Below are 24,410 nucleotides of genomic sequence, written 5' to 3'. Positions count from 1 at the left end.
TGATAGGTATTGTCGGAGCGATCATCTCAGGGCAATGGTTTAGGCCAGGGCAGCGCTTCATCAACACCGGTTGTTTAACGAAAGGACGGTGAAGGAGGAGCGAAGCTTTGTTCCGTAATTGATAAGCGCTCCGCAGCAAATTCATTTTAGATAATACGAGAAACCGGGATATTTGACGACCGGCCATTTTTCCTTGCGCAATACATCCAGCAATTCCGGACCTACGTGAAGATTATCGCTTACAAGCTCCCGAGGGGTGAGCGCCATCCATTGATTCAACGAAATGTCGACAAAACGGTCGCTTTTGAACATTTCCAGAAACCATAAGGATTGGGTTCCGGTATTTTGAATATAGTGACCGAATGCAAAAGGCACGTAGCCGACATCTCCGGCCCGATAATCGAAGGTTCTAGCTACTCCGTTGCCGGCGAACACCGTCATTCTGCCTTGTCCGGCGAGGTAATACTGCCATTCGTCGTTATTCGGATGCCAATGAAGCTCCCGCATTGCACCGGGCTTGATTTCGACCAATGCGGCGGCGACGGTTTTGGAAACCGGGAAGTTGGACGAATCGGCGATTCGCACCGTTCCGCCCGGCGTGACGATCGGCGTTTGAGCCAGCAGCCGATGCTTGAAATTCAGCGGCGAGGGCCCGTACGGGGACTGAACCTTCTGGCTCTCGAGAGATCCCGGGACGTCAGCCTGAAATATATAAACCTGATCGCCGGGAATATCATTAAACGCCTGTTCCTTGACCCCGAAGTTGGCGGACAGCACGTCTTTGGGCGTATGGGCGAACCAGTCGGATATCGACAACGTATTGAGGTCGGAAAAATGTCCGTCGTCGAATACGAGCAAAAACTCGCAGCCTCCCGCCAAGCCTTGAATGGAATGCGGCAAACCCGGCGGGAAATACCACAGGTCGCCGGGACCGACATCGGCGATGAAGTTTTGGCCCTCCGCATCCATACACGTGATTCGGGCGTTACCCCAAATCATGTAGGACCACTCCGCTTGCTGATGCCAGTGAAGCTCGCGAACGCCGCCCGGTGTCAAGCTCATATTGACTCCCGCGAGCGTAGTGGCGATCGGCAGATCTCTCGCGGTAATCTCCCGGGACCAGCCGCCGTGATTAAGCTGCATATGCGTATCGGAGAAGGAGAACTTCAGGTTTGGCAGCAAACCCGAATCCGTAACGGGCGGGACAAGCATGTCCGGGTTTTCCATATCCCTCATGATGTCGCGGGGACCGAGGTCGGGGCCCCCGGCACCGTCGCTTCTGATCGGCTGGGGGATGCCGGGTTTCGTTTCGTTGTTATTCGGATCTTTCATATAAGGATGATCCCCTCCATCTAAATAGCTTCACATACCAAGATGTTTATGACGCGTTGCTTGACCGCTATGAACAATACGAGACTTATGTCATTGGAGGCACATGAATGAGACTAATCAAAAGAGCGGTTCACCTGGATTTTCACACGCTGGCGAACATACCGGACTTCGGAGTGAATTTCGACGCGAAACGGTTCGCGCAGACGCTCAAGGACGCCAAGGTCGACTTTATCAATGCGTTCGCTAAATGTAATCTCGGCTTTGCCTATTATCCGACGAAGATCGGCCTTCCTCATCCTCATTTGAAATTTGACATGCTCGGGCAAATCATAGAAGAGTGTCATAAGCTTGACATCGGGGTCGCCGCTTATTTCAACGTGGGACTGGATCATGAGATGGCCAGAAAACATAGGGAATGGTGTCTCGTAAACAAGGACGGACAGATCATCGAGGGCGACAGAACCGCTAATTTCTTCCGATTGATGTGCTTGAACTCGGGCTACCGCGATTATTTGCTCGGCATGATCAAGGAAGTGGCGGAGATGTACCCGATCGACGGCATTTTTCTCGATTGCATCCTGATCAATCCTTGCTACGGCAACGAATGCGCGGAGAGTATGGCGGCATCGGGAATGGACCCGCGGAATCACGATCAGGTGGCCGCTTTTACCAAAAAGAATGTGATCGATTTCTTCCATGAATTGAAAAAGGAGATCCGGGACGACATTTTCTTCTTCCCGAACGGTCTCGGGCATATCAACTGCGAGGGGCTCGGATCGCATATCGAAATCGAATGCTTGCCGGGCGCTTGGAGCTACGACTATTTTGCGGCGCAGGCAGCCTATACGCGCAACCTCGGAAAGCAAGTCGTCTACATGACAGGCAGATTTCATGCCAGCTGGGGCGATTTCGGCGGCTTGAAAAGCAAAGCCTCTCTGGAGTACGACTGCTGGGACGCCATAAGCAACGGGCTTACGACTTCCGTCGGCGATCATATGCACCCCCGCGACGGCTTGGAGCCGGATGTGTATAAGATGGTTGGAGAAGTTTATACGGAGATAGAGAAGCTGGAGCCGTGGACGGACTATGCGCGTCCGGTGACCGAAATCGGCATCATCATGCCGGAGGGCTGCGACATGGGCGCCAACAACGTGGCGTTTCCGCAAGGGCAGGCCATTTTGTATGCTGCGGCCAGGCTGCTGGGCGAGCTGAAATATTCGTTCGACATCATGGATGAAAGAGCGGATATTTCCAAGTACAAGGTCATTATTTTACCGGATGTGATTCCCGTTACGAAGCAGCTTCAAGAGAAGCTGGAACAGCATTTGGCCAAAGGCGGCGGCATTATTAGCAGCGGCAGCTCCGGCCTGAATCCGGAGAAAACGGCATTTGCGATGGACGCCTGGAACATGAGCTATGACGGCCAAGACCCGTGGAACGCCTCCTACTTCAAAATGAAAGAGGGACTAAGCGACCGCATTCCGGACCGGCTGACCGCGATTTACAACCAAGGGATTCAAATGAGCGGCGGCGAAGGGACGCAGGCGATCGCGGATTATTATCAGCCGTATTTCAACCGGGAGTGGGACGGGTTTCACGGTACGTTCTACACGCCGCCGGACCGTTACGCCGGATGGCCTGCGGTGCTTCGTTCCGGGAACATTTTTCAAGTCTGCTTTCAGCTGTTCACCGGGTATGGGGAGTATGCGATGCCGGAGCATAAATATATCGTGAAATACTGCCTGGAGCAGCTGATCGCCGATCCCGTAATCAAATGCGAAAGCATTCCGTCCACGGCCCGCGTAACCGTAACCGCCAAAGACGGGATGGAAATGATTCACATCAAGACGACTTATCCTGAGCTAAGAATTAAATACAATGTGATCGAAGAGCATGCCGTCCTGCATGGCGGTGTGGTCAGCATCCGGGGGGAAGCGGCGAAGGCGGTTTATACGGCTCCCGATAGAAAACCGCTTGCCTACAGCGTTTCGGACGGATATATCCGCATCGAACTGCCTGCCGTAGAAGGGTATAAGATGGTGGTTGTGGAGCGTTAATCATTATCCCGGCAAAATAAAGCCGCTTCCATGCGCACTCTCGTTAATCTGCGAGGGTGCGCGCATGGAAGCGGTATGTATCGATTATGAGGACGCAAGCGGCTGCTTTTTCGAATCTCAGCGTACTGATTATTCGATTTCGCCGAGCGGAATGCCCAGCGCTTTGGCCACGCCTTCGCCGTAAGCGGGATCTGCTTTCAAGCAGTTTCCGATATGGCGTTTTTTGATTTCATCCGGAGCGTCGCCCATCGCGCGGGCGGTATTTTCGAATAATGCCTTCTGTTGTCCCTCATCCATTAAACGGAATAAAAGTCCGGGCTGCGTATAATAATCGTCGTCGTCTTCCCTAAAGTTCCAATTCGCCGCGGCTCCGTCAAGCGCGAGAGGCGGCTCTTTGTGTTCGGGCTGCTCCTGCCATTGGCCGTAGCTGTTGGGCTCGTAAGCCAGCGTACTGCCCGCGTTGCCGTCAACCCGCATTTGGCCGTCTCTATGGTAGCTGTGGAACGGGCAGCCGGGAGCCGGAGCATTAACAGGGATCTGATGATGGTTTACGCCTAACCGGTAACGCTGAGCATCCCCGTAAGAGAACAATCGGCCCTGCAGCATTTTGTCGGGCGAGAGACCGATACCGGGTACGACATTCGCGGGATTAAAAGCCGCTTGCTCCACCTCGGCGAAGTAATTGTCCGGATTGCGGTTTAATTCCATTACGCCGACTTCGATCAGCGGGTAATCTTTTTTGTACCAGACCTTGGTCAAGTCGAACGGGTTATACGGCATTTTGGCCGCATCCGCTTCTGGCATCACCTGAATGAACAGCTTCCAACTCGGGAACTCTCCCCGGTCGATACTTTCCAGCAAGTCCTTTTGATGACTTTCTCTATCCTTGCCGATCAGCGCCTCCGCCTCTTCGTCCGTTAAATTCTGAATGCCCTGATTGGAGCGAAGATGGAATTTGACCCAGAAGCGTTCATTTTTATCGTTGATCAAGCTGAAGGTGTGGCTTCCGAAGCCGTGCATATGCCGGTACGATTTGGGGATACCCCTGTCGCTCATGACGATGGTAACCTGATGCAATGCCTCGGGAAGCGAAGTCCAGAAATCCCAGTTATTCCTGGCGCTTCTCATGTTCGTACGCGGATCGCGTTTTACCGCATGGTTCAAGTCCGGGAATTTAAGCGGATCTCTTAGGAAAAATACAGGGGTATTGTTCCCGACCAGATCCCAGTTGCCTTCCTCGGTATAAAACTTCATTGCAAATCCGCGAATATCGCGTTCTGCATCAGCCGCTCCGCGTTCGCCGGCAACCGTCGAAAATCTGGCGAACATTTTCGTTTGCTTGCCGATTTCCGAGAAGATTTTCGCCTTCGTATACTGTGTAATGTCGTGGGTAACCGTAAAAGTGCCGAATGCTGCCGAGCCTTTGGCGTGCATGCGTCTTTCGGGGATGACTTCTCTGTCGAAATGCGCCAGCTTTTCGAGAAACCAGAGATCCTGCAACAGCATCGGCCCTCGGGGACCGGCGGTCATTGCATTTTGATTGTCGGCAACCGGAGCGCCCGCCGCGGTCGTCAGCTTCTTCTTTTCATCCATGTTTCTTTTACCTCCCTATACGATGTATGCCGAAACGGAAAAGCTGCGGGAAACAAATTCACATGACGCAGTACCATGTACTACATAATTATTTCGTTCCGAGGATGCAAATTCCTTTAAAGGCGTATTATTTTTGAATATACGTCTCGTCGAGAATTTCGTTCATGGCGTATTCATCCGGCGAAAGGTTCTCTTGTACAAATGTTTTCACTTCATTCGGCTGAATATCGTACATCGCCTCAAGCTCTTTGGCAAACAACAGGCCTTCCTTCTGCAGGAGCTTCGCTAAGCCGGGGAGAGGCTTGGGCTCAAGAGCTTCTTCCGCCAGTACCTGCCGAAGTCCCTCCACATAGTTTTCCAGCGGCCGTGCGCCGACGATTTTGACGCCTTTGTTGTCTTCATTTACCATAATGATCGTCGGGAATCCTCGTACCCCTAGCGATCTGGCAAGAGAGAAATCCTCCTCCAGCAGCTGCTGGCCGGCGGAGGTTCCCGCTTCCCGCACGATGGCTTCACCGTCGAGCCCCATTCGGCTGACGATTTCGATCAGCACCCGTTCGTCTCCGATGTTCCGGTTAAAGGCGAATACGGCTTCCCTGGCGCGGCGCAAAAATGTTTTGGCCAGCTTCGCATCCTTCGCTTGAATGATTTTATAAACGCGGGAGGGGGGATACGACGATTGAATCGGGTTATCATGCCATAACGAACCGTCGATCGGCATGCGCGAATGCAGTCCGACCTCTTTCCAGTGCCCGGCTACGTCGGCAGGGCCGTTGATCCCGTTTTTGGCATCGGCAAAGCCGTTCCAGCTCTCGAGCAAGCCTCCCATCACGGTATGAAGCTTTACGTAATGGCCGTACTGTTCCTCGAACCGGCGTAAAACCGGCTCAAGCGCCCAGCAGTGGGAGCAGATCGGATCGGTCACATAATACAGCCGGACTTTCGGCTCGGGCGGATTCAGATTGATAAATTGCGTCGTTTCCTCGCCGGCTTCTCCGCATATTCCCGTTTGAAGATCGCAGAACATATTGTTGTTGCTCATCGTATACTCCTCTTTTCTCATATGGATGTATTTATACTTGCTTATTCCGCAAGGCCCATTGTTGGACGGGCTCAAGCGCCAAGGTCAAGGATCGCCCCTTCTCGGTCAATTCGTATGAAATGACGACGGGCGTTCCGTTCGTCACCTTTTTCTCGATAAGTCCGAACTCGGCGAGCTCGGCCAGCTTCAAAGAGAGGGCTCTTGACGTAATTTCCGATAAATCCCGTTTGATTTCGGAAAAATGGGCGGAATGATCCGGACATAGCGACAGATAATGAATGATTAATCCGTTCCACTTTTTGCCGAGTATAGAGAAGGCGTATTCGAGATAGGGACAAACGTTGATAGGAATCACCACCTTGTATACATAGTACACTAAATATAAATAGTATAGCAACTGTATTTTATGTATATCGATTATCCGCGTACCGGGGCTTGAAAGTAAAGAAAACTAATAAAACGATAAAATCCGCTTATGGTAACGGCTTGCTTGATCTTTTACTCTACTATCAGAGCCTGCAAATTGATCGTATCTGCGGCTGTTACAACCGATGTGGAGAGGAAGATGAGCATGCGCATTCATCATTTAAGCACGGAGTATTTGACCGAGCCTGCAGGGCTCGACCGCCGGCAGCCCAGACTTGGCTGGAAGCTTGCTTCGGACAGGAGAGCGGTGAAGCAAAGCGCCTATCGCATACTCGTAGCCGCGAGCACCCAGTCGCTCGACCGTAACGTAGGCGATGTTTGGGATTCGGGCAAGGTCGAAGGCGATCGATCGCAGCATGTGTCCTACGAAGGCATCGAGCTTGTCTCGGGCATGACGTATATGTGGAAAGTCATGGTTTGGGACGAGAGCGGCCATGCATCGGATTGGAGCGAGCCGGCGAGCTGGTCGATGGGACTTCTTTCGCGTGCGGAATGGCAGGGAAAATGGGTCGGCTTGAAATCGAATCATGCGCCTACCCATGCCGAGCCAAAGCCTGCGGTGTATTTGCGCAAAGGCTTTCAAACGGAAGGACGCTCCATCCGCAAGGCGTCGCTATTTTGTGCGGCACTCGGCGCATACGAGCTTTATGTAAACGGTTGCAAAATTAGCGGCGATCGGCTGGCTCCGGATTGGACGGATTACAATATCCGCGTTTCCTGCCAAATGTACGACGTGACCGATGTACTGAACGAGGGAGACGGAGACAACGCGATAGGCATTTTGCTGGGTCATGGCTGGTATTCCGGCTATATCGGGATGTTCGGCTACCATAGGTACGGCAAAGACCCCCGCGTGCTTGTGCAGCTGAACCTGGAATACGAGGACGGTTCGCGGCAATCCGTGTTTTCCGATCCGACGTGGAAGGCCTCTTTCGGTCCGCTGGTCGCTACGGATTATCAAATGGGAGAGACGTATGACGCAAGATTGGAAATGCCGGGATGGAATACGCTGCAGTATGACGATACGAGTTGGACGGCTGCAAACGTATTTTACGAATTCAAGGGACATATCGTAGCGGAGAGTTGCCCTCCCGTTAGCTCCGTGATGGAATTGAAGCCGGTATCGATCGTCGATAAAGGGAACGGCGTCTGGCTCGCGGATATGGGGCAGAACATGGTAGGACGGATTCGGATCCGCTTGCAGGGAGAAGCGGGGACTACGGTTACGCTTAGGCATGGCGAGGCGCTGGATGAGAAAAAAGAATTGTATACGGCAAATTTGCGGTTGACGCGGCAGACCGATATTTTTATTTTGAGCGGCAAGACGGAGGAAGTCTATGAGCCGCATTTTACGCTGCACGGATTCCGTTACGTAGAAATTTCGGGTTACGTGGGGGAATTGAAGCCGTCCGATTTGACCGGCGTCGTGTATCACTCTTCGCTTGACAAAACCGGCGTCCTGGAAACCTCGCATCCGCTTTTGAACCGGCTTCTCGCAAATATCGAATGGACCCAGCGCGGCAATTTCATCAGCGTCCCGACCGATTGTCCGCAGCGCGACGAGCGGCTTGGCTGGAGCGGCGACGCCCAAGTGTTTTTCCGGACGTCGAGTTATTTCATGAATGTCGCGCCGTTTTTCACCAAATGGCTGACCGATTTGACGGATGCCCAGCGTCCGACAGGCGCCTTCACCGACTTCGCGCCGTTCATTCCGGGAGGGAAAACCGAGCACGGCGGGGATATGACTTACGATCATACGGCTTCCGCGGGCTGGGGAGACGCCGGCATTATTGTCCCCTGGATGATGTACCGCGTTTACGGGGACACCGATATTATCGAGCGGCATTACGAGGCGATGACCAGGTGGATCGCTTTTCTCGGCGAGATGCACCCTTCGCATCTGCGCGAGGATCTGCCGCAATTCGGGGACTGGTTATCCATCCCCGAAGCTGCGGGGCTGGGCGATTTCAGCAATGTTTCCGCTTTTTCGACTACGCCTTACGACGTGTTCGGTACGGCTTATTATGCCTACTCGACCGGACTTCTTGCCAAAATGGCCTCGATCGTCGGGAAGCACGACGACGCGTTGCGATACATGCGGCACCGGGAGGAAATAACCGAGGCGTTCAATAGGGCGTATGTGGATGCGTCGGGAACGATCAAGGGCGATACGCAAGCCGCTTATACGATGGCGCTTGCGATGGAATTGCTGCCGGAAGAAAAGCGGGAGTTCGCCGTGAACCGGATCCTGCAGCTGCTCGAGCAGAGAGATTGGCATATCTCGACGGGCATACACGGAACCAGATGGCTGCTTGCCGTGCTTGCCGATAACGGCTATGAAGAAATCGCGTATAAGCTGCTTATGCAAACCGGCTACCCGTCATGGTTTTACTCCGTGCTTCAAGGCGCGACGACGATTTGGGAGCGTTGGGACGGCTGGACGGAAGAGAAGGGCTTTCAGCGTCCGGGCATGAACTCCTTTAATCAATATGCGCTCGGATCGGTGGGCGAATGGATATTCCGTTTTGTAGGCGGAATCGATCTGGACGACCGGGTGCCGGGTTATAAGCATATTCGGATTCATCCGCGCATCGGAGGCGGGCTCGATCATGTCGCAAGCCGGTACGAGTCGATCCAGGGGCCAATCTCTTGCAATTGGCGGCGTTTGGACGACAGGCTGTCCATTGACGTGAGCATTCCGGCCGGTACGACCGCTGTCGTGCGTATTCCGGCTAATCCCGGCCAGCATGTCACGGAGAGCGGCGGGAGTCTCGAAGCGGCGATCGGGCTTACGGTTTCGGAGCACACGAACGATGCGGTATTCGTGGAAATCGGCTCGGGAGATTATCTTTTTACCGTTAGCGATTGATGAATGAAAGAGGAACGGACCGACGCGTTTTTGCGCGTGCGGTCCTGTTTTTTTTCGAAATATAAGAACTTATATGTTTCACAATTAATTAAGTTTCCTTAGCCTATGCTTGCGAAGTCGCTTTCTTCGAAAGCGTTTATGCCTACGCTGCAATTAAGGCTCCTCTATAAGCTGTAGTCCGAAATAGCCCGCATGGAGCAAGCAATCGAGGCTCGCCCTACGCTGGAGTCCGATTTTGCCGGCTTGGAGAACGGATTTACTGGTGTGCCGATTAAAATACCCGTTGCAAGCAGGCGTATTCGTACTACAGGCAGTGAAAGGAGGCCGTACTTGATTCCAAGTGGGCAAAATCGGACTGCAAGCGAGTATGAATACCGGTTAGAGGACCTGTAAATGTCAGCAGACGCAAAACGGTTTAAGGGGAAATTTTACATGCAGAAGGAGTCGGGCAATTGGTAGCGAATTACTACTTTCATGATGAATAAGGGAAAAATTTTACTTTTGGTTAGTTTGTTTTTGATTATTCTTACAGGCTCGCGAATCCTATGGATCGTGTCCTTCAATAGCGCGGATTTTCCCCCTGCTGTGAACGGTGAGCTTGATATCCGGGAATGGGACGGGACGGCAGGGCGGACGATTGCGCTTGACGGCCAGTGGGCGTTTTATCCGAACGTTTGGCTGATGGAAGGAGCTGACGTCAAGGAAGCATCGGGAAGCAGCCATCAATATATTCAAGTTCCCGGCAGATGGGATGCCTATATGCGGCCGGAAGGCGGCACGCCGTACGGGTACGGATCGTTTCGTTTGCGGGTATATGTAAATCCGGAGGCGGATATCACTTACAGCATTCGAATACCGAGCGTCAGAAGCTCGTCGGAGCTGTTTGTGAACGGACGTTTGCTCGCCAAGTCCGGTCAGCCGGCTGCAAGCGAGGAGGCGTATTCGGCGAGGAACGTGCCTTATACGGCTTCGTTCATGGCGGACGAAAACGGCCTCATCGATATTGTCGTGCAGGCGGCGAATTATTCGGACCCGCGCAAAAGCGGAATAGTCCGGTCGATCAAGTTCGGATCGGAGGAAGCGATCGATCGGGAAACGCGGCTGTCCATGGCGATGCAGCAAGTCGTTGCCATTGCTTTTTTGATTCATGTGGTGTATGTCGTCATTCTTTATCTATTGGGATACAGGGAGAAAAAGCTGCTTTATTTCGCTCTGCTGGTCGTTTCCACGGTCCTGAGCATTCTGATCGGCGGCGACGATAAAATATTGCTTTATTGGATTCCGATCGGCTTGGAGTGGAGTTTGAAGCTGATGTTTCTTTTCGTCATTGTCGGGACGTATTCTCTGCTTCAATGCATCGTCCACCGGCTGCCTGGCTATTGGCGCACGAAAATTTCGCCGGGCTGCGCGGTCATTTGCGGAGCCGCTTTGGTATCCATGCTGTTTCTTTCCGCCGACAAGCTGCTCGTGATCCACAATTTATTTTTGACGGTACTTGCCCTTATTTTGCTGTTTGCGGCGCTGCTGCTGCTTCGAACAGCCGGAAGGGGCTTCAAAGACAATGTATTGCTGCTTCTGTCTTTAGTGGCGTTCGGGAACAATTTAATCTGGTGGGGCATTCTCCTCATAACGGGCATCAAAATCATTTATTATCCGTTCGATCTGCTTGTGGCGACAACTTGCTTTGCATCCGTCTGGATCGGAAACTATTTGCAGATTCATACGGAATCGAAAAGCATGACGGCGAAGCTGCAGAGGGCGGACAAGCTGAAGGATGAGTTCCTGGCGAATACTTCCCATGAACTGCGAACCCCGCTTAACGGGATCCTTAACATTTCGCAAGCGGTTCTGGAGAGAGAGAAGGATACGCTCAGCGCCAAAAGCGTCAAGGATTTGGAGATGGCGATGTCGGTAGGACGCCGCATGGCGCTCATGCTGAACGAGCTGCTCGATATGATGAGGCTGAAGGAAAGCAACCCGCGATTGCAGTTACGCAGCTTTTCCATTAGGAGCGTCGTGACGGGCGTTATGGATATGCTGCGTTTTATGCCGGAGGGAAAGCCGGTTATTTTCGTAAATCATATTCCGGAAAATTTCCCGCAGGTGCTCGGGGATGAGAACAGGGTCATTCAAATTATGTTTAATCTGCTTCACAACGCCGTGAAATTTACGAACGAGGGCGAAGTTTCGATTCGGGCGGAAATAAAGGAAGGCAGGGCGCATATTGCCGTTTCGGATACCGGCATCGGCATGGATGAGGAGATGATGCGGCGGGTTTTCGAGCCGTATGAGCAAGCGTACGCCGGCGAGACGATGATCGAAGGCGGATTCGGGCTCGGACTTAGCATCAGCAAGCAGCTGGCCGAGCTCCATGGAGGAAAGCTTCAGGTTAGCTCCACTCCCGGCCGGGGTTCCGTTTTCACCTTTACGCTTCAACTGTCGGATTCGGCTAACGTTCGGACGGAAATAGAGCCGGCAATTCTTGCATCGCTTGTAGGGGCCGATTTGGCGGCGTCCTCCGTTCCGTTCGATACGAGTGCCGGGCTGTATCCGGCGGCAACAACAGACAAGCCCAGAATCATAATCGTAGACGACGATCCGGTTAATCTCAATGTGCTTGAAATCATTCTTTCTCCGCAGCGTTATGACATCGTGAGAGCGACAAGCGGCAAGGAAGCGCTTGTTTTATTGGGTTCGCAGGAGTGGGATTTGGTTATCGCCGATGTCATGATGCCGAATATGTCCGGCTATGAATTAACGCGGACGATTCGCAAGCGTTACTCGATCACGGAGCTCCCCGTTCTGCTTCTTACTGCGCGAAGTCAGCCCGAGGATATCCAAAACGGTTTTCTTTCGGGCGCGAACGATTACGTGACAAAGCCGGTGGATGCGATGGAATTAAGGTCTAGAGTGCAGGCTTTAACCGAGGTGAAAAAATCTGCGCGCGACCGGCTGCGAATGGAGGCGGCTTGGCTCCAGGCGCAAATCGAGCCGCATTTCCTGTTCAATACGCTGAACACGGTGACGGCACTGAGCGAATTCGATATCAACCGGATGCGCAGACTGCTTGACGTATTCGGCAGCTTTTTGCAGGATAAGTTTAATTTTCAAAACATCCACGAGCTTGTTCCTTTGGAGTATGAGATCAGCCTTGTCCGTTCCTATCTGTTTATCGAGCAAGAAAGATTCGACGACAGGCTGAATGTCGCTTGGGAAGCGGACGAGTGCGGGCAATACAAGATTCCGCCGCTTACGATCCAGCCCTTGGTCGAAAATGCGGTGAAGCACGGCATCATGAAGCGTTCCCGAGGGGGGAACATTCAGATCCGGATTTCGGATAAAGGGGCTTTTGCTGAGATATCGGTGACGGACGACGGCGTCGGGATGGACGAAGGGCTGCTGCAGCGGCTGCTTGAACGGCAAACGGACCATTCGACTGGAATCGGTTTGCTGAATACGGATCTGCGGTTAAAGCGGCACTTCGGCAGGGGGCTTCAAATCGAGAGCAAGCCGGGCGGCGGCACTACGATCTCGTTTACCGTCTATAAGGATCATAAGCATATCGAGTAAGACTAGGGGAATGCATGGCTGGAAAAATTGCTTTTTCGTTTGTTGACAAATAAAAAATGCTGCCATATAATAAAAAAATAATTTTATATCCAAATGTTAGGATTAGAAATAGTAGAAGTGAAATGACCTTTCAGAGAGCCGTTGGATGGTGCGAAACGGTAACGTCGTTCATTTCGAACTCGTCTATGAACTGCTGCCTGAACATGTAGGGTAAGCCGGAATTCCACCGTTACAGGGATAGATGGTGATGGCCATCGAATGAGCTCATTTCTTCGGAAATGAATTAGAGTGGTACCGCGGGTTCAACCTCGTCTCTATACGTAGAGACGGGGTTTTTTTTGTTGGTTAAAAACCGGGTTTAACCGACACCGCTTCACATACAAACATCCGATTACACTTAGGAGGAATTGAAAATGAGCCGTAAAATTATCGTATTTGACACAACTTTGCGCGATGGCGAGCAGGTCCCAGGAGCCAAACTGAATTTGCATCAAAAAATAGAGATCGCTCAACAACTGAAGCGGCTTCATGTAGATATTATCGAAGCCGGATTTCCAGCTTCTTCTTTAGGGGATTTTCAAGCCGTCCAGGAAATTGCGCGTACCGTAGGGGACAGCGTTTCGATTACGGCGCTTGCGCGGGCCGTCAAGAACGATATCGACGCCGTTTATGAAAGCATCAAATTGGCGCAAAATCCGCTTATCCATATCGTGCTGGGCACCTCCAACATCCATGTGGAGAAAAAATTCAACCGCTCCAAGGAAGCCGTCCTGCAAATGGGCGTCGACGCGGTCAAGTATGCCAAAACCTTGCTGCCGCAAGTACAGTATTCTACGGAGGATGCGTCGAGGTCGGATTTCGAATATTTGTGGAGCACGATCGAAGCCGTCGTGAAGGCCGGCGCTACGATGATTAACGTGCCCGATACGGTTGGCTACGCGGTTCCGGAGGAATTCGGAGAGCTGATCCGCAAAATTAACGATCGGATGAAAAATCTGAACGACAAAGTGATACTTAGCGTTCATTGCCATAATGATTTGGGCTTGGCGACGGCCAATACGCTGCAGGCGATCAAGAACGGAGCCGAAAAAGTCGAGTGCACCATCAACGGTCTCGGCGAACGTGCAGGCAACGCGTCGCTTGAAGAAGTCGTCATGGGAATCAAGGTTCGCGAAAATTACTTCAACTGCCATACCGAAGTCAATACGAGCGAGCTGCTTAGAACGTCCAGGCTGGTAAGCCATTTGACGGGGCTGGATGTGCAGGTGAACAAAGCGATTACCGGCGAGAACGCCTTCGCGCATTCCTCCGGCATCCATCAGGATGGGCTGCTGAAGGATAAGCGGGTTTATGAAATCATGTCGCCCGAGGAGGTTGGGGTGGACAGCATGGAATTGATTTTGACCGCACGCTCCGGCCGCCATGCTTTCAAGAATGCCGTCGAGAAAATGGGCTTCGACACGACCGACGCCGCGGACTTCGAGCAGCTGTTCGAGAAATTCCTGACATTGGCCGATGCGAAGAAAGAGGTTTACGATCACGACGTGTTTTACTTGGTGACGAGCCATCGCAATCTGGATGCAAGCGACAAGCATCTGTACGAGCTGGATTCCTTCCAGGTAGTCACCAACGACCTGTATCCGACTGCAACCGTCAAGCTTGTCAAAGGTACCGAGTCGTTCAAAGGCAGCGCGGTCGGAGACGGCCCGATCGACGCTTTGTACAGCGTCATCAAATCGCTGATCGGTCTGGATGTCCAATTGAAGGACTACAAAATTAACAGCCTGTCGAGAGGCAAGGAAGCCGTCGGCCGGGTAAACATCCGGATCGAATACCAAGGCAAAACCTACTCCGGACGCGCGATGGACACGGACATTATTAAAGCGAGCGGAAATGCTTTCTTGAACGGCATCAACGCCGCTTTGCTGGACGCCGCTCAGGAGTGAGCGGACTGCCGGCAGCGCCTTGGGCGTGGACGTTAGTGAGTCGCACGTCCACGCTAGGGCGGGAGCGTCGTGATGCTGGACGTGTTCAGGGATGGGCGGCAGCGCCGTGGGCGTGGACGATGGTGAGTCGAACGTCCGCATTAGGGCGGGAGCGTCGTGATGCTGGACGCGTCCAGGGATGAAGCCGGCTGCGCCGTGGGCGTGGACGATGGTGAGTCGAACGTCGACGTTAGGGCGGGAGCATCGTGTCGCTGGACGCTGCTCAGGGATAAGCGGCAACGCCGTGGGCGTGGACGTTTGTGAGTCGAACGCCGACACTAGAGCGGGAGCGTCGTGTCGCTGGGTGCAGTTCAGGGATGACCGGCAAGCCTGATGCGTCTCGGGCGTGGACGATGGTGAGTCGAACGTTGACGCTAGAGCGGGAGCGCTGAGATGCTGGACGCTGCTCAGGAATGATCAGGTTATTGGCTGTGGAACGAAAGGGGGACGGCGTTTTTGACGAAATTTGCAGTGTCTCCCTCCGCGCCATTATGGATCAATTGCCTAGACCGCCGATACGAAATATCGCGCGACCCGTCAGATCGTGTTCGTTTGCCTGCTGAATATGGAACTAGTCTACATGATGAGAAAATGCGACGAACGAATGCTAACTGGAAAACATGCAGTTATTTTCGGCTAAAAGGCGGGAAAAGGACATTTAACTGGAAAACATGCAGGTAATTTTCGGCATTTCTTCGTATTTGGAAGATTTCGCAGTTATTTGCTGTAGGTTTTCCATTTAGATTCGCGAATCGAGGAATAGTTCGAAAAATAGCTGTAGGTTTTCCATTAAGATCTGCGGATCGAGGAGCAGCTGATCGTTCGCTAGGAGTAAGCTGCATTAATAACTTGTAGTTTTTACGCCATCAAGCGTCTGATTTGATGTTGCAAAACTATTTTTCCGCCAACTACCGCCAACTACTCCCAATAACCGTAAACTATCGTCGATATGCCAACTTTGACCTTCGTTGTTTTTTCGTCACCAAACGAATTCTTCCTCGATACCATTGTTCTTGATCGATCCGGTTCGATATAAGCAGTACCGCCGACCCTATCCAACGTAACCATAGTATCATCCCCCTACTGAACCCGTCAGTCCTCTTCTAAAGATAAGCTAGTAAATGTTACTCCTATAGGTTGACCGCGTATGATCAAAGCTTTGCTATTTATATACTTGTGCGTTGACCGCTCATGTATCAAAGTTGGCTGCCCGCCTTGTCGTAAGCACTTAGTCAAACCGCGGCTCCGTGTGCAGCATATTTACGCCGGGACTTTGAATTTGATGCGGTCAATCTCCTAATAGGCGATCAAGTCTATAACTAGGGATTGATGAAGACATCGATACATAAGCAAATACAGATAACGTAACGGTTATGCCTGGACAGTGCGCATAATGCAGAAAACCTTATTGTTCATGAGGCTGTCCTCACTATTCCACCGGTAAAATGCTCGTTCTCGCCCGTTAGTGAGGCAAACAACACTATCAATTTCGTTTAGCTCACTAATAGTTGCGATTGCCTCATTAGCTCTCCAGAAAACGTTTTTTTGTCGAGGGATAGTGAGGTTTGCCTTATGAACAGTAAACTTTTCCTCACTATTTCTCCAGTACACACAAGTCATCAGCGGAATGGAGGTAACCTGTAAATCTCTGAAATTTTTCGATTGATGGCGAGGACTATCCGTTACACGATCAAATGCCTTACATCCCTTAGCATACCTAACATCCCTTAGCATACCTAACATCCCTTAGCATCCCTTAGCATCCCTTAGCATCCCTTAGCATCCCTTAGCATCCCTTAGCATCCCTTAGCATCCCTTAGCATCCCTTAGCATCCCTTAGCATCCCTTAGCATCCCTTAGCATCCCTTAGCATCCCTTAGCATCCCTTAGCATCCCTTAGCATCCCTTAGCATCCCTTAGCATCCCTTAGCATCCCTTAGCATCCCTTAGCATCCCTTAGCATCCCTTAGCATCCCTTAGCATCCCTTAGCATCCCTTAGCATCCCTTAGCATCCCTTAGCATCCCTTAGCATCCCTTAGCATCCCTTAGCATCCCTTAGCATCCCTTAGCATCCCTTAGCATCCCTTAGCATCCCTTAGCATCCCTTAGCATCCCTTAGCATCCCTTAGCATCCCTTAGCATCCCTTAGCATCCCTTAGCATCCCTTAGCATCCCTTAGCATCCCTTAGCATCCCTTAGCATCCCTTAGCATCCCTTAGCATCCCTTAGCATCCCTTAGCATCCCTTAGCATCCCTTAGCATCCCTTAGCATCCCTTAGCATCCCTTAGCATCCCTTAGCATCCCTTAGCATCCCTTAGCATCCCTTAGCATCCCTTAGCATCCCTTAGCATCCCTTAGCATCCCTTAGCATCCCTTAGCATCCCTTAGCATCCCTTAGCATCCCTTACATCCCTCACATCCCTCACCATCCCTCACCATCCCTTACATCCCTCACCATCCCTTACCATCCCTTATAGAATCTATCCCATCCGTCCCAACATAATCCACCCTTAACTGGACCCGCCGCCGCTACCTAACGTAACCGACCGAAATCCTTCCCCCTCCCAATACCGTCCCGTCCCCATCACGGCCAGAGTAAACAATCCGCCCGGCACAATGGACTTTTGGTCATTTGCGATTGAATGCGCTGTCATCAGTTGCCCGATACGCATACCAAGTTCTCGAGAAGATGGTCCATATCGGAAATGTTTTAGGCCAGATCGGCCATGAACGCGATGAATAATAGCACTATGATGATGGTAAGTAACGTGCTTTTATTCATTATGAGAGGAAGGTGAACGTTTCCGGTTCTATCCTTCGGGATCAAACGGCCGGAAACACCATATGGCGCTTAAAATCGGAATCGTAGGCATGAACGGAATCGGCAACACGCACGCTCAATGCTATCAACAGGATGAACTGGCGGATCTTGTGGCGGTTTGCGATGTCGTGAAGGAGCGGGCGGATGCCGCTGCGGAAAAATACGGCGTCAAAGCGTACTACAGCCTCAAGGATATGATCGAGCACGAGCCGGATCTGCAAATCGTCGATGTGACGACGGGCGGAATCGACAACGGGAGCTGGCATTTCGAGCCCGCGATGGAAGCGATCGGCTACGGCAAGCATGTGCTTGTCGAGAAGCCGCTTTGTCACGATATTCGCGAAGCCAGAGAGCTGTATGCTTTTGCGGAAAAACAAAAAGTATACCTCGGCTGCAATTTGAACCACTACTTCACGCCGCCGGCGGAAAAGGCAAAGCAATACGTGGATAACGGAGAGATCGGGGAGCTCGTCTACTGCCTGCACAAAATGGGCTTTAACGGCGGGGAAGCGGGATACGCCCTGGCAGGATCGCCTAAAATCAAAGGACATCCTTATTTTCATATGAAGGCGTTTTTGACTCATCCGTTCAGCGTCATGCGTTATTTCTGCGGCGACATTACACATATTCAAACGTTCTCCGACAGACCCGGCTTTCGCAGAAGCGCCGGCGACGTCATGGTCTCGATCAACAGCATTCACGTCAAGTTCGCGAACGGCGGCGTCGGTTACCTGCTCAGTCAGCGCGGCGATGCGGTGTATGGACTCGGCGGCTGGTGGAGCATGGAAATGGCGGGGACGAAAGGGACGTTCTGCATCGAGAATTGCGTAGAAAAGCTGTCTTATTGGAAAGCGGAAAAGGGCATTCCGGCCATCAGCGTTCAGCCGCAGGCGGAAGTAACCGAGTACGGCACGAACGATTTCGGCTCGACGTTCAACAATCGGCTGCATGCGTTTTTGGAGGATATTACGAACGGCGTACCGCGCGAGGAACTGCGCGCGAACGGAAGGGACGCGCTTGCCGTGCTCGAGTACACGTTCGCGGTCATCGAATCGTACGAACGCGGGGGCGAAGTCGTCCGGCCGAATCCGTTGCCGCCGCTGCACGGCGACCCGATGTCGATGAGATAATAGGCGGATTCAGGCTCCGGTCTCCGGCGCCAAACAAACCTTGGAAAGCGGGAACTCGTCAATTCGGGCGCAACAAATCGAGCGTACAATGACCCGGGAAAGAACGAATAACCACAAAACGGGAAAATAGGAGGCGGCAACCACGCATGATCAAATTAGGCGTTAATTCCGTGCTGTATAAAGAGTTCAGTTTTGCCGAGGCGGCAAAGCATATCGCGGCTTGCGGCTACGATGGGGTGGAGATCGCGGCGATCCAAGGGATGTGCGAGCATCTGGATTTGAGCCGGTGGAAGGAGCAAAAAAACGAGCTGCAAGCGATCGTTCAAGAGAACGGGCTCGAATTTCTGTCGACGGAGGTCGCTTCCTTGAGCGAGGAAAGGCTGCTGCCCGCGTTCGAAGCGGCGGCGGAGATCGGCATCCCGATCATCAACATCGGTCCCGGAGGCAAGGCAGGCGTAGAGGAGGATCTGAGCGCGTCGATCGACAAGCTGGCCCGTCTGTCCGAGACGGCAGGGTCGTACGGGGTTACGTTATGCGTCAAAGCGCATGTCGGCAACGCGATTTACAATACGCCTACGACGCTTCAGGCGATGCGGGATATATCGTCCGCCGCTTTTGGCATCGATATGGATCCTAGCCATATTCACAGAGCGAACGAAAACGCCGAAGAAGCGCTGCTCGCCGTGCTTAGCCGGGTGAAGCACGTCCATATCCGCGATTGCAAAGGCAGAGAGCAGGGGCCGGGTCCGATCGAACGCCAGGCTTGCGGCCGAGGAGATATCGATCTGTACAACTACTGCAAAGCGATGGTAGACGGCGGCTATAACGGGCCGGTCGTGCTCGAAGTGATCGGGGCGGGGCCGGGTCACTCGCTTGCGCAGGTATCGATCGTCGCGGCGGAATCGTACGGATATTTGAACGCCATAATGAAGCAATTACATGCGCGATAGGAGGAAACGAAGATGGCTAAGAAAAAACCGAATGTGATCTTTTTTGGAATCGACAGCCTGCGGCGGGACCATATGAGCTCATACGGCTATCGCCGGCTGACTACGCCGCATATGGACAAAATTGCAGCGGAAGGCGTATTGTTCGAGCAGCATTTCAGCCCGAGCATTCCGACGACGCCGGCCTATGCATCGATGCTGACGGGGATGGATACGTTCGGTACGGATGTCGTAGCGTTAAGGCATCGCGGACCGCTTGGCGATCATGTAAGGACGCTGCCCGAGGTGCTGGAGGAAGCCGGATACAACACCACTTGTATCGGATTTACGGGAAATCCTTCCTCGCGCGGCTTTCAAACGTATTTGGATTACGAGTCCTGGCAGCCGGACGAAACGGGACGCGCGCCGAAAGCGCAAAATTTGAACGATGTCGCCATCCCGGAGCTGGAGCGGCTTGCCGCCGACGATAAACCGTTTTTCTTGTTTCTTCGCCATATGGATCCGCATTCGCCTTATTTGCCTCCGAAGCCTTATGAGCGGGCGTTTTACGGCGGGGACGAGTTCAATTCGGACAAAACCGCGATGGAATCGGTTTACGCGTTCAAGCCTTTCGCCGATTTTCTGAAATCGTGGATTCCGGAAGGCGTTACCGACGAAGAATATGTCGTTGCGCAATATGACGGCGCCATCGCTTATATGGATGCTTGCATTCAAAGCATTTTCGCCAAGCTCGAAGCGCTCGGCATCGAAGAGGAGACGCTCGTCGTCATTACGTCCGATCACGGCGAAACGCTGTATGAGCATGATTGTTATTTCGATCACCACGGATTGTACGATTGTACGCTGGTCGTTCCGTTTATCATCAAATACCCGGGAAAAGTGAAAGCCGGAACCCGTATCGCCGACGTCACGCTCATTCAGGATATTATGCCGACAGTGCTGGATTTGCTCGGGTTCAAATCCAAAATCAAATTCGACGGCCGCAGCATGCGGGCCCGTATGGAAGGCCAAAGCGAACCGCGGATAAGCGAGTTCTATATTACGGAATGCACATGGATGCGAAAACATGGCTGGCGCACGCCGGAATGGAAGCTGATCCGCGCGCTGGAGCCCGACTTCCATTTCAAGCCGGAGGTCGAGCTGTACAACCTCATTCAGGATCCGGAAGAAAACGTCAATTTGGCCGAGGAGGAGCCGGAGGTCGTAGCGTTGCTGACGAAGCGGATGCGGGATCACATCGCCAAGCGGGAGAAGCAGACGAAGCGCCGGAATCCGATCTATACGAATCTGAATTGGTCCGGACACGGCAAACCGTTCCTCTCTTCGCAGGAAGCCTACGATTCGATGCATATCGGCTCGATCGGCAATGCGAAATCTTTGCAGGAGAAGAAGAAGGAAAAGCAGGTCAGCAAATAGAAGAAGTGCGAATCAGGCCTGTCGGGGATAGCCGCTTAAAGCGTCTTTGTCGCAGGCGTTTGCCGCACGTTTAGAGCGCTTCTTAGAAATGCTTTCCGATAAACGAAGAAAGGGTGGGCGCCTTGATCAAAGTCGCTGTAGTCGGCGTCAACAACATAGGCAAAATTCATTGCCGGCAGTACAAGGAGCATCCGGATACCGCGCTTGTCGCGGTTTGCGATCTGATGGAAGAACGTGCAGCCGCCGCCGGACGGGAGTTCGGCGTCCCCGCTTACACCGATCTCGGCGAGCTGCTCGCCGGCGAGGCAGTCGATGTCGTCGCCGTCGCTACGGCAGGCGTAGAGAAAGGCAGTCATCACTTCGGGCCGGTCATGAAGGCGATCGAAGCGGGCAAGGATGTGCTCGTCGAGAAGCCGATCTCGAACGACATCGGGGAAGCGCGGCGAATGGTCGCTTTCGCCAGGGAGAAGGGCGTCCGGCTCGCCTGCAATTTGAACCACCGCTTCTCGCCTGCAGCCTATAAGGCGAAGGAGCTGGTCACGGAAGGCAAGCTCGGGTCGCTGCTTTTCGTCAATATGAAGCTTACGATTCAGAACCCGACGGAAGAAACCGAGTGGGTTCATATGAAGGCGCTGCACCCCCATTCGATCGATGTCATGCGGTATTTGGCGGGCGATGTGAAGCGTGTGCAGGCGTTTATGACCAAGGCTCCGGGCAGGGCGACATGGTCGACCGTTTCCGTTAATATGGAATTCGCGTCGGGAGCGCTCGGCCATCTGACCGGAAGCTACGATATGTCCATGCGCCATCCGATCGAGCTTTGCGAAGCGGCGGGCAACGAAGGACGGCTCGTGATCGACAACGTTTATGAAAGCATGACGTATTATCCGCACAGCTCCGACGAGCTGACGGTCGTGCGGAATTCGATTTTCGGCGGCATGAAAGGCTTCGACGATACGTTCAAGCAGCGGATCGGACGGTTTATTTCGCAGGTCAAAGCTGGGGCTTTGCCGGAGCAGATCGAGGCATCGGGAGCCGACGCGCTGGCTGCGCAGGAAGTGATCGAGGCGGCAATCAAATCGCATAAGCTTGGCGGAGCGCCGGTGGAGGTTGAGACTACGATATGATACGGGATTTGACGGCGATTCAAACCGGTAAAGCGGCACCTGTTTTGTGGTTTACAGGCTTGTCGGGAGCAGGAAAGACGACGACTGCGCGCCATTTGGAGCTGGTGCTGCGCAAGCGCGGATATAGAACGGAAATGCTTGACGGAGACGAGCTGCGGGAGACCATATGCAAGGGGCTTGGCTTCAGCCGAGAGGACCGTCTTGAGAACATCAAGCGAATCGCGTACGTCGCCAATCTGCTTTCGCGGAACGGCGTCATCGTATTGGTATCCGCCATTACGCCTTATCGGGAGATGAGGGACAAAGTCCGTGAACAGGTGCCGGGTTTTGTGGAAATTTACGTCAATTGTCCGCTTGACGAATGCGAGCGGCGCGATGTCAAAGGGCTGTATGCCAAAGCCCGCAAAGGCGAGCTGTCGCGGTTTACCGGCATCTCGGATCCTTACGAGGAGCCGGAGCATCCGGAAATCGCCCTTCGCACCGACAATTCCGGGGTGGGGGAAAACTGCCTTTCGATTTTATCTTGGCTGGACGGTCATTCGCTCTTGACACAAGCGCGGCATTCGGAGGAAGCTTAATGAAGATCATCATGATTTCCCTCGACACGCTAAGAGCGTCGCGGCTGAGCGGTTACGGCTACGGGAAGCCGACAAGTCCTTACTTGGACGCCATTGCGAAGCAAGGAGTTTTGTTCGAACGCGCTTTTGCGGGGGATATCCCCACGGAGGTCGCGCATACCGGGATTTTTACGGGCAAGGTCGGACTGACGACGGGAATCGTTTCCCACGGATCGGATTTGACGAATTTGCCCAAAACGGTCCCATGGCTGCCGAATATGCTTCGCAGCGCCGGCTTTACGACCGGAGCGGTCGATAATTTGTACCAGCTTAAAGAATGGTTCGCGAGAGGATATCGCTACTATATCAATTCCGTCGGGGGCAAGCGTTGGATCGACGGCCGTACCGTGAACGAATTGGCGTTTCCTTGGCTTGAGAGTCATAAGGACGAATCGTTTTTCCTGTTCCTTCATTATTGGGATACGCATACGCCTTATTTGCCTCCGGAGAAGTATATCGAGCCGTTCTACGAGCGCGGCCGCAACCCGTTCGATCCGGTCAACAAAAGCATGGAAGCCGCGTATAATCATATGGCGTATCCGTTCTTTAAGCATCATCATTACGATTTGGTCGGCCCCGTTACGGATAGCGCCTATTATGACGCGCTGTACGATGCGGAGGTTCGCTACTTGGACGACCGGCTGCAAGAGCTGGACGCCCATCTGGAAGTGTTAGGCATTCGCGAGGATACGTTGGTCGTGTTGTTCGGCGATCATGGCGAAAGCCTTACCGAGCACGACATTTATTGGGACCATTGCGGCTTGTACGACCAAACGGTTCATGTCCCCGTCATTATGCGCTGGCCCGGACGCATTCCCGCGGGACGGCGCGTGCCGGGTCTCGTGCAGCATGTCGATCTGCTGCCGACCTTGCTGGAGGCCGTTCGGCGGGAGGCTGGTCCGGACATCGATACGTCGAAGCTCGGCGATCCTTCCGGTCTCGACGGACGGAGCTTGTGGCCCGCAATCGAAGGGCGTGCGGACGGTACGCATGAAACGGTATATTTGAGCGAATGCGCATGGCAAGCCGCGCGGGGCATTCGGACGGACCGTTATAAATATATCCGCACCTACGATTCGGGACCGTTCGTCCGTCCTGCTTGCGAGCTGTACGATCTGATGGCCGATCCTGAGGAAACCGTCAATTTGGCCGAAGCGAATCCGGAGCTTGCCGAACGGTTTCAAAGCCTTATTGACACTTGGGTTGAAGAGAAGCTGCAAGGACGCGGAGATCCGATGAAGCGTCAGCTGGAAGAGAGCGGACTGCCGTTCCGGAAGCGAATCGAGCAAATTTTAGCTTCCGCGGGATTATCCTGGGAAGATTGGCGCCGCGATCCGCGCCGCGAACGTTTTGACGGCGCCGTCCGAACGCATGCGTGATGAAGAGCGGTTAACCGCGCTGTTCAGAACCGGCCGGCGTCGGCACAGAACGGCAGCATGCGGAAGGCATGCTGCCGATCGCCGCCGTTTGGCTTCG

The 24,410-nt window shown here is 53.1% G+C and carries 14 protein-coding genes and 1 other annotated feature; of the genes, 10 read left to right on the top strand and 4 right to left on the bottom strand.

Annotated features, from left to right (window positions below; all coding sequences use genetic code 11):
- Window positions 1–141: 141 nt before the first annotated feature.
- On the bottom strand, window positions 142–1,332 hold the full coding sequence (locus tag DQG23_RS37020; protein ID WP_113036080.1) for an oxalate decarboxylase family bicupin: 1,191 nt from the start codon (window positions 1,330–1,332) through the stop codon (window positions 142–144).
- Window positions 1,333–1,439: 107 nt separating this feature from the next.
- Between DQG23_RS37020 and DQG23_RS37015 the strand changes: the two genes are divergently transcribed.
- On the top strand, window positions 1,440–3,389 hold the full coding sequence (locus tag DQG23_RS37015; protein ID WP_113036079.1) for an alpha-amylase family protein: 1,950 nt from the start codon (window positions 1,440–1,442) through the stop codon (window positions 3,387–3,389).
- Between the two features lie 129 nt (window positions 3,390–3,518).
- Here the strand turns inward: DQG23_RS37015 and DQG23_RS37010 are convergent, their stop codons facing one another.
- The 3 genes from DQG23_RS37010 to DQG23_RS37000 form a co-directional block, all read right to left on the bottom strand.
- Window positions 3,519–4,982, bottom strand: coding sequence for a catalase (locus DQG23_RS37010; protein ID WP_113036078.1), 1,464 nt, complete (start codon window positions 4,980–4,982; stop codon window positions 3,519–3,521).
- 127 nt (window positions 4,983–5,109) lie between these two features.
- Window positions 5,110–6,024 (bottom strand): DsbA family oxidoreductase, encoded by a 915-nt coding sequence (locus DQG23_RS37005; RefSeq protein WP_113036077.1) that lies wholly within the window; start codon window positions 6,022–6,024, stop codon window positions 5,110–5,112.
- Between the two features lie 31 nt (window positions 6,025–6,055).
- On the bottom strand, window positions 6,056–6,370 hold the full coding sequence (locus tag DQG23_RS37000; protein ID WP_113036093.1) for a winged helix-turn-helix transcriptional regulator: 315 nt from the start codon (window positions 6,368–6,370) through the stop codon (window positions 6,056–6,058).
- A 219-nt stretch (window positions 6,371–6,589) separates the two neighbouring features.
- On the opposite strand from DQG23_RS37000, the gene DQG23_RS36995 reads away from it, so the two are divergent.
- The 9 genes from DQG23_RS36995 to DQG23_RS36950 all read left to right on the top strand — a co-directional run bounded on the left by DQG23_RS36995 (window position 6,590) and on the right by DQG23_RS36950 (window position 24,313).
- A complete protein-coding gene (locus DQG23_RS36995) occupies window positions 6,590–9,319 on the top strand; it encodes an alpha-L-rhamnosidase (RefSeq protein ID WP_158560902.1) in 2,730 nt (909 codons plus the stop codon).
- A 585-nt stretch (window positions 9,320–9,904) separates the two neighbouring features.
- Window positions 9,905–12,889, top strand: coding sequence for an ATP-binding response regulator (locus DQG23_RS36990; protein WP_337589431.1), 2,985 nt, complete (start codon window positions 9,905–9,907; stop codon window positions 12,887–12,889).
- A gap of 89 nt (window positions 12,890–12,978) precedes the next feature.
- Window positions 12,979–13,208: a binding site (T-box leader), on the top strand.
- Window positions 13,209–13,302: 94 nt separating this feature from the next.
- Window positions 13,303–14,835 (top strand): 2-isopropylmalate synthase, encoded by a 1,533-nt coding sequence (locus tag DQG23_RS36985; RefSeq protein ID WP_113036075.1) that lies wholly within the window; start codon window positions 13,303–13,305, stop codon window positions 14,833–14,835.
- 2,885 nt (window positions 14,836–17,720) lie between these two features.
- On the top strand, window positions 17,721–18,827 hold the full coding sequence (locus DQG23_RS36975; protein WP_113036073.1) for a Gfo/Idh/MocA family protein: 1,107 nt from the start codon (window positions 17,721–17,723) through the stop codon (window positions 18,825–18,827).
- Between the two features lie 146 nt (window positions 18,828–18,973).
- Window positions 18,974–19,777: a sugar phosphate isomerase/epimerase family protein gene (locus tag DQG23_RS36970; RefSeq protein WP_113036072.1), complete on the top strand. Its 804-nt coding sequence runs from the start codon at window positions 18,974–18,976 to the stop codon at window positions 19,775–19,777.
- Window positions 19,778–19,789: 12 nt separating this feature from the next.
- Window positions 19,790–21,190, top strand: a complete 1,401-nt coding sequence (locus DQG23_RS36965) for a sulfatase family protein (RefSeq protein ID WP_113036071.1) — start codon at window positions 19,790–19,792, stop codon at window positions 21,188–21,190.
- 122 nt (window positions 21,191–21,312) lie between these two features.
- Window positions 21,313–22,317: a Gfo/Idh/MocA family protein gene (locus DQG23_RS36960; protein ID WP_113036070.1), complete on the top strand. Its 1,005-nt coding sequence runs from the start codon at window positions 21,313–21,315 to the stop codon at window positions 22,315–22,317.
- Window positions 22,314–22,895 carry an adenylyl-sulfate kinase gene (gene cysC, locus DQG23_RS36955; protein ID WP_113036069.1) on the top strand — a complete coding sequence of 194 codons (582 nt, stop codon included), beginning with the start codon at window positions 22,314–22,316 and terminating at the stop codon, window positions 22,893–22,895. Before DQG23_RS36960 ends, cysC begins: the two co-directional genes overlap by 4 nt.
- On the top strand, window positions 22,895–24,313 hold the full coding sequence (locus DQG23_RS36950) for a sulfatase family protein (RefSeq protein ID WP_113036068.1): 1,419 nt from the start codon (window positions 22,895–22,897) through the stop codon (window positions 24,311–24,313). Before cysC ends, DQG23_RS36950 begins: the two co-directional genes overlap by 1 nt.
- The last annotated feature ends 97 nt before the right edge of the window (window positions 24,314–24,410 follow it).

This window comes from Paenibacillus contaminans, from assembly GCF_003285015.1.
Classification (GTDB): domain Bacteria; phylum Bacillota; class Bacilli; order Paenibacillales; family NBRC-103111; genus Paenibacillus_V; species Paenibacillus_V contaminans.
This window is presented reverse-complemented; position numbering and strand designations above follow the sequence as displayed.

What these genes read in the sequence shown, in the direction of transcription:
- DQG23_RS36975 (WP_113036073.1), top strand. Translation starts at nt 17,721, where the DNA reads ATGGCGCTTAAAATCGGAATCGTAGGCATGAACGGAATCGGCAACACG.
- DQG23_RS36970 (WP_113036072.1), top strand. Translation starts at nt 18,974, where the DNA reads ATGATCAAATTAGGCGTTAATTCCGTGCTGTATAAAGAGTTCAGTTTT.
- DQG23_RS37015 (WP_113036079.1), top strand. Translation starts at nt 1,440, where the DNA reads ATGAGACTAATCAAAAGAGCGGTTCACCTGGATTTTCACACGCTGGCG.
- DQG23_RS37010 (WP_113036078.1), bottom strand. Translation starts at nt 4,982, where the DNA reads ATGGATGAAAAGAAGAAGCTGACGACCGCGGCGGGCGCTCCGGTTGCC.
- DQG23_RS36965 (WP_113036071.1), top strand. Translation starts at nt 19,790, where the DNA reads ATGGCTAAGAAAAAACCGAATGTGATCTTTTTTGGAATCGACAGCCTG.
- DQG23_RS36995 (WP_158560902.1), top strand. Translation starts at nt 6,590, where the DNA reads ATGAGCATGCGCATTCATCATTTAAGCACGGAGTATTTGACCGAGCCT.
- DQG23_RS36985 (WP_113036075.1), top strand. Translation starts at nt 13,303, where the DNA reads ATGAGCCGTAAAATTATCGTATTTGACACAACTTTGCGCGATGGCGAG.
- DQG23_RS37005 (WP_113036077.1), bottom strand. Translation starts at nt 6,024, where the DNA reads ATGAGCAACAACAATATGTTCTGCGATCTTCAAACGGGAATATGCGGA.
- DQG23_RS36950 (WP_113036068.1), top strand. Translation starts at nt 22,895, where the DNA reads ATGAAGATCATCATGATTTCCCTCGACACGCTAAGAGCGTCGCGGCTG.
- DQG23_RS37020 (WP_113036080.1), bottom strand. Translation starts at nt 1,332, where the DNA reads ATGAAAGATCCGAATAACAACGAAACGAAACCCGGCATCCCCCAGCCG.
- cysC (WP_113036069.1), top strand. Translation starts at nt 22,314, where the DNA reads ATGATACGGGATTTGACGGCGATTCAAACCGGTAAAGCGGCACCTGTT.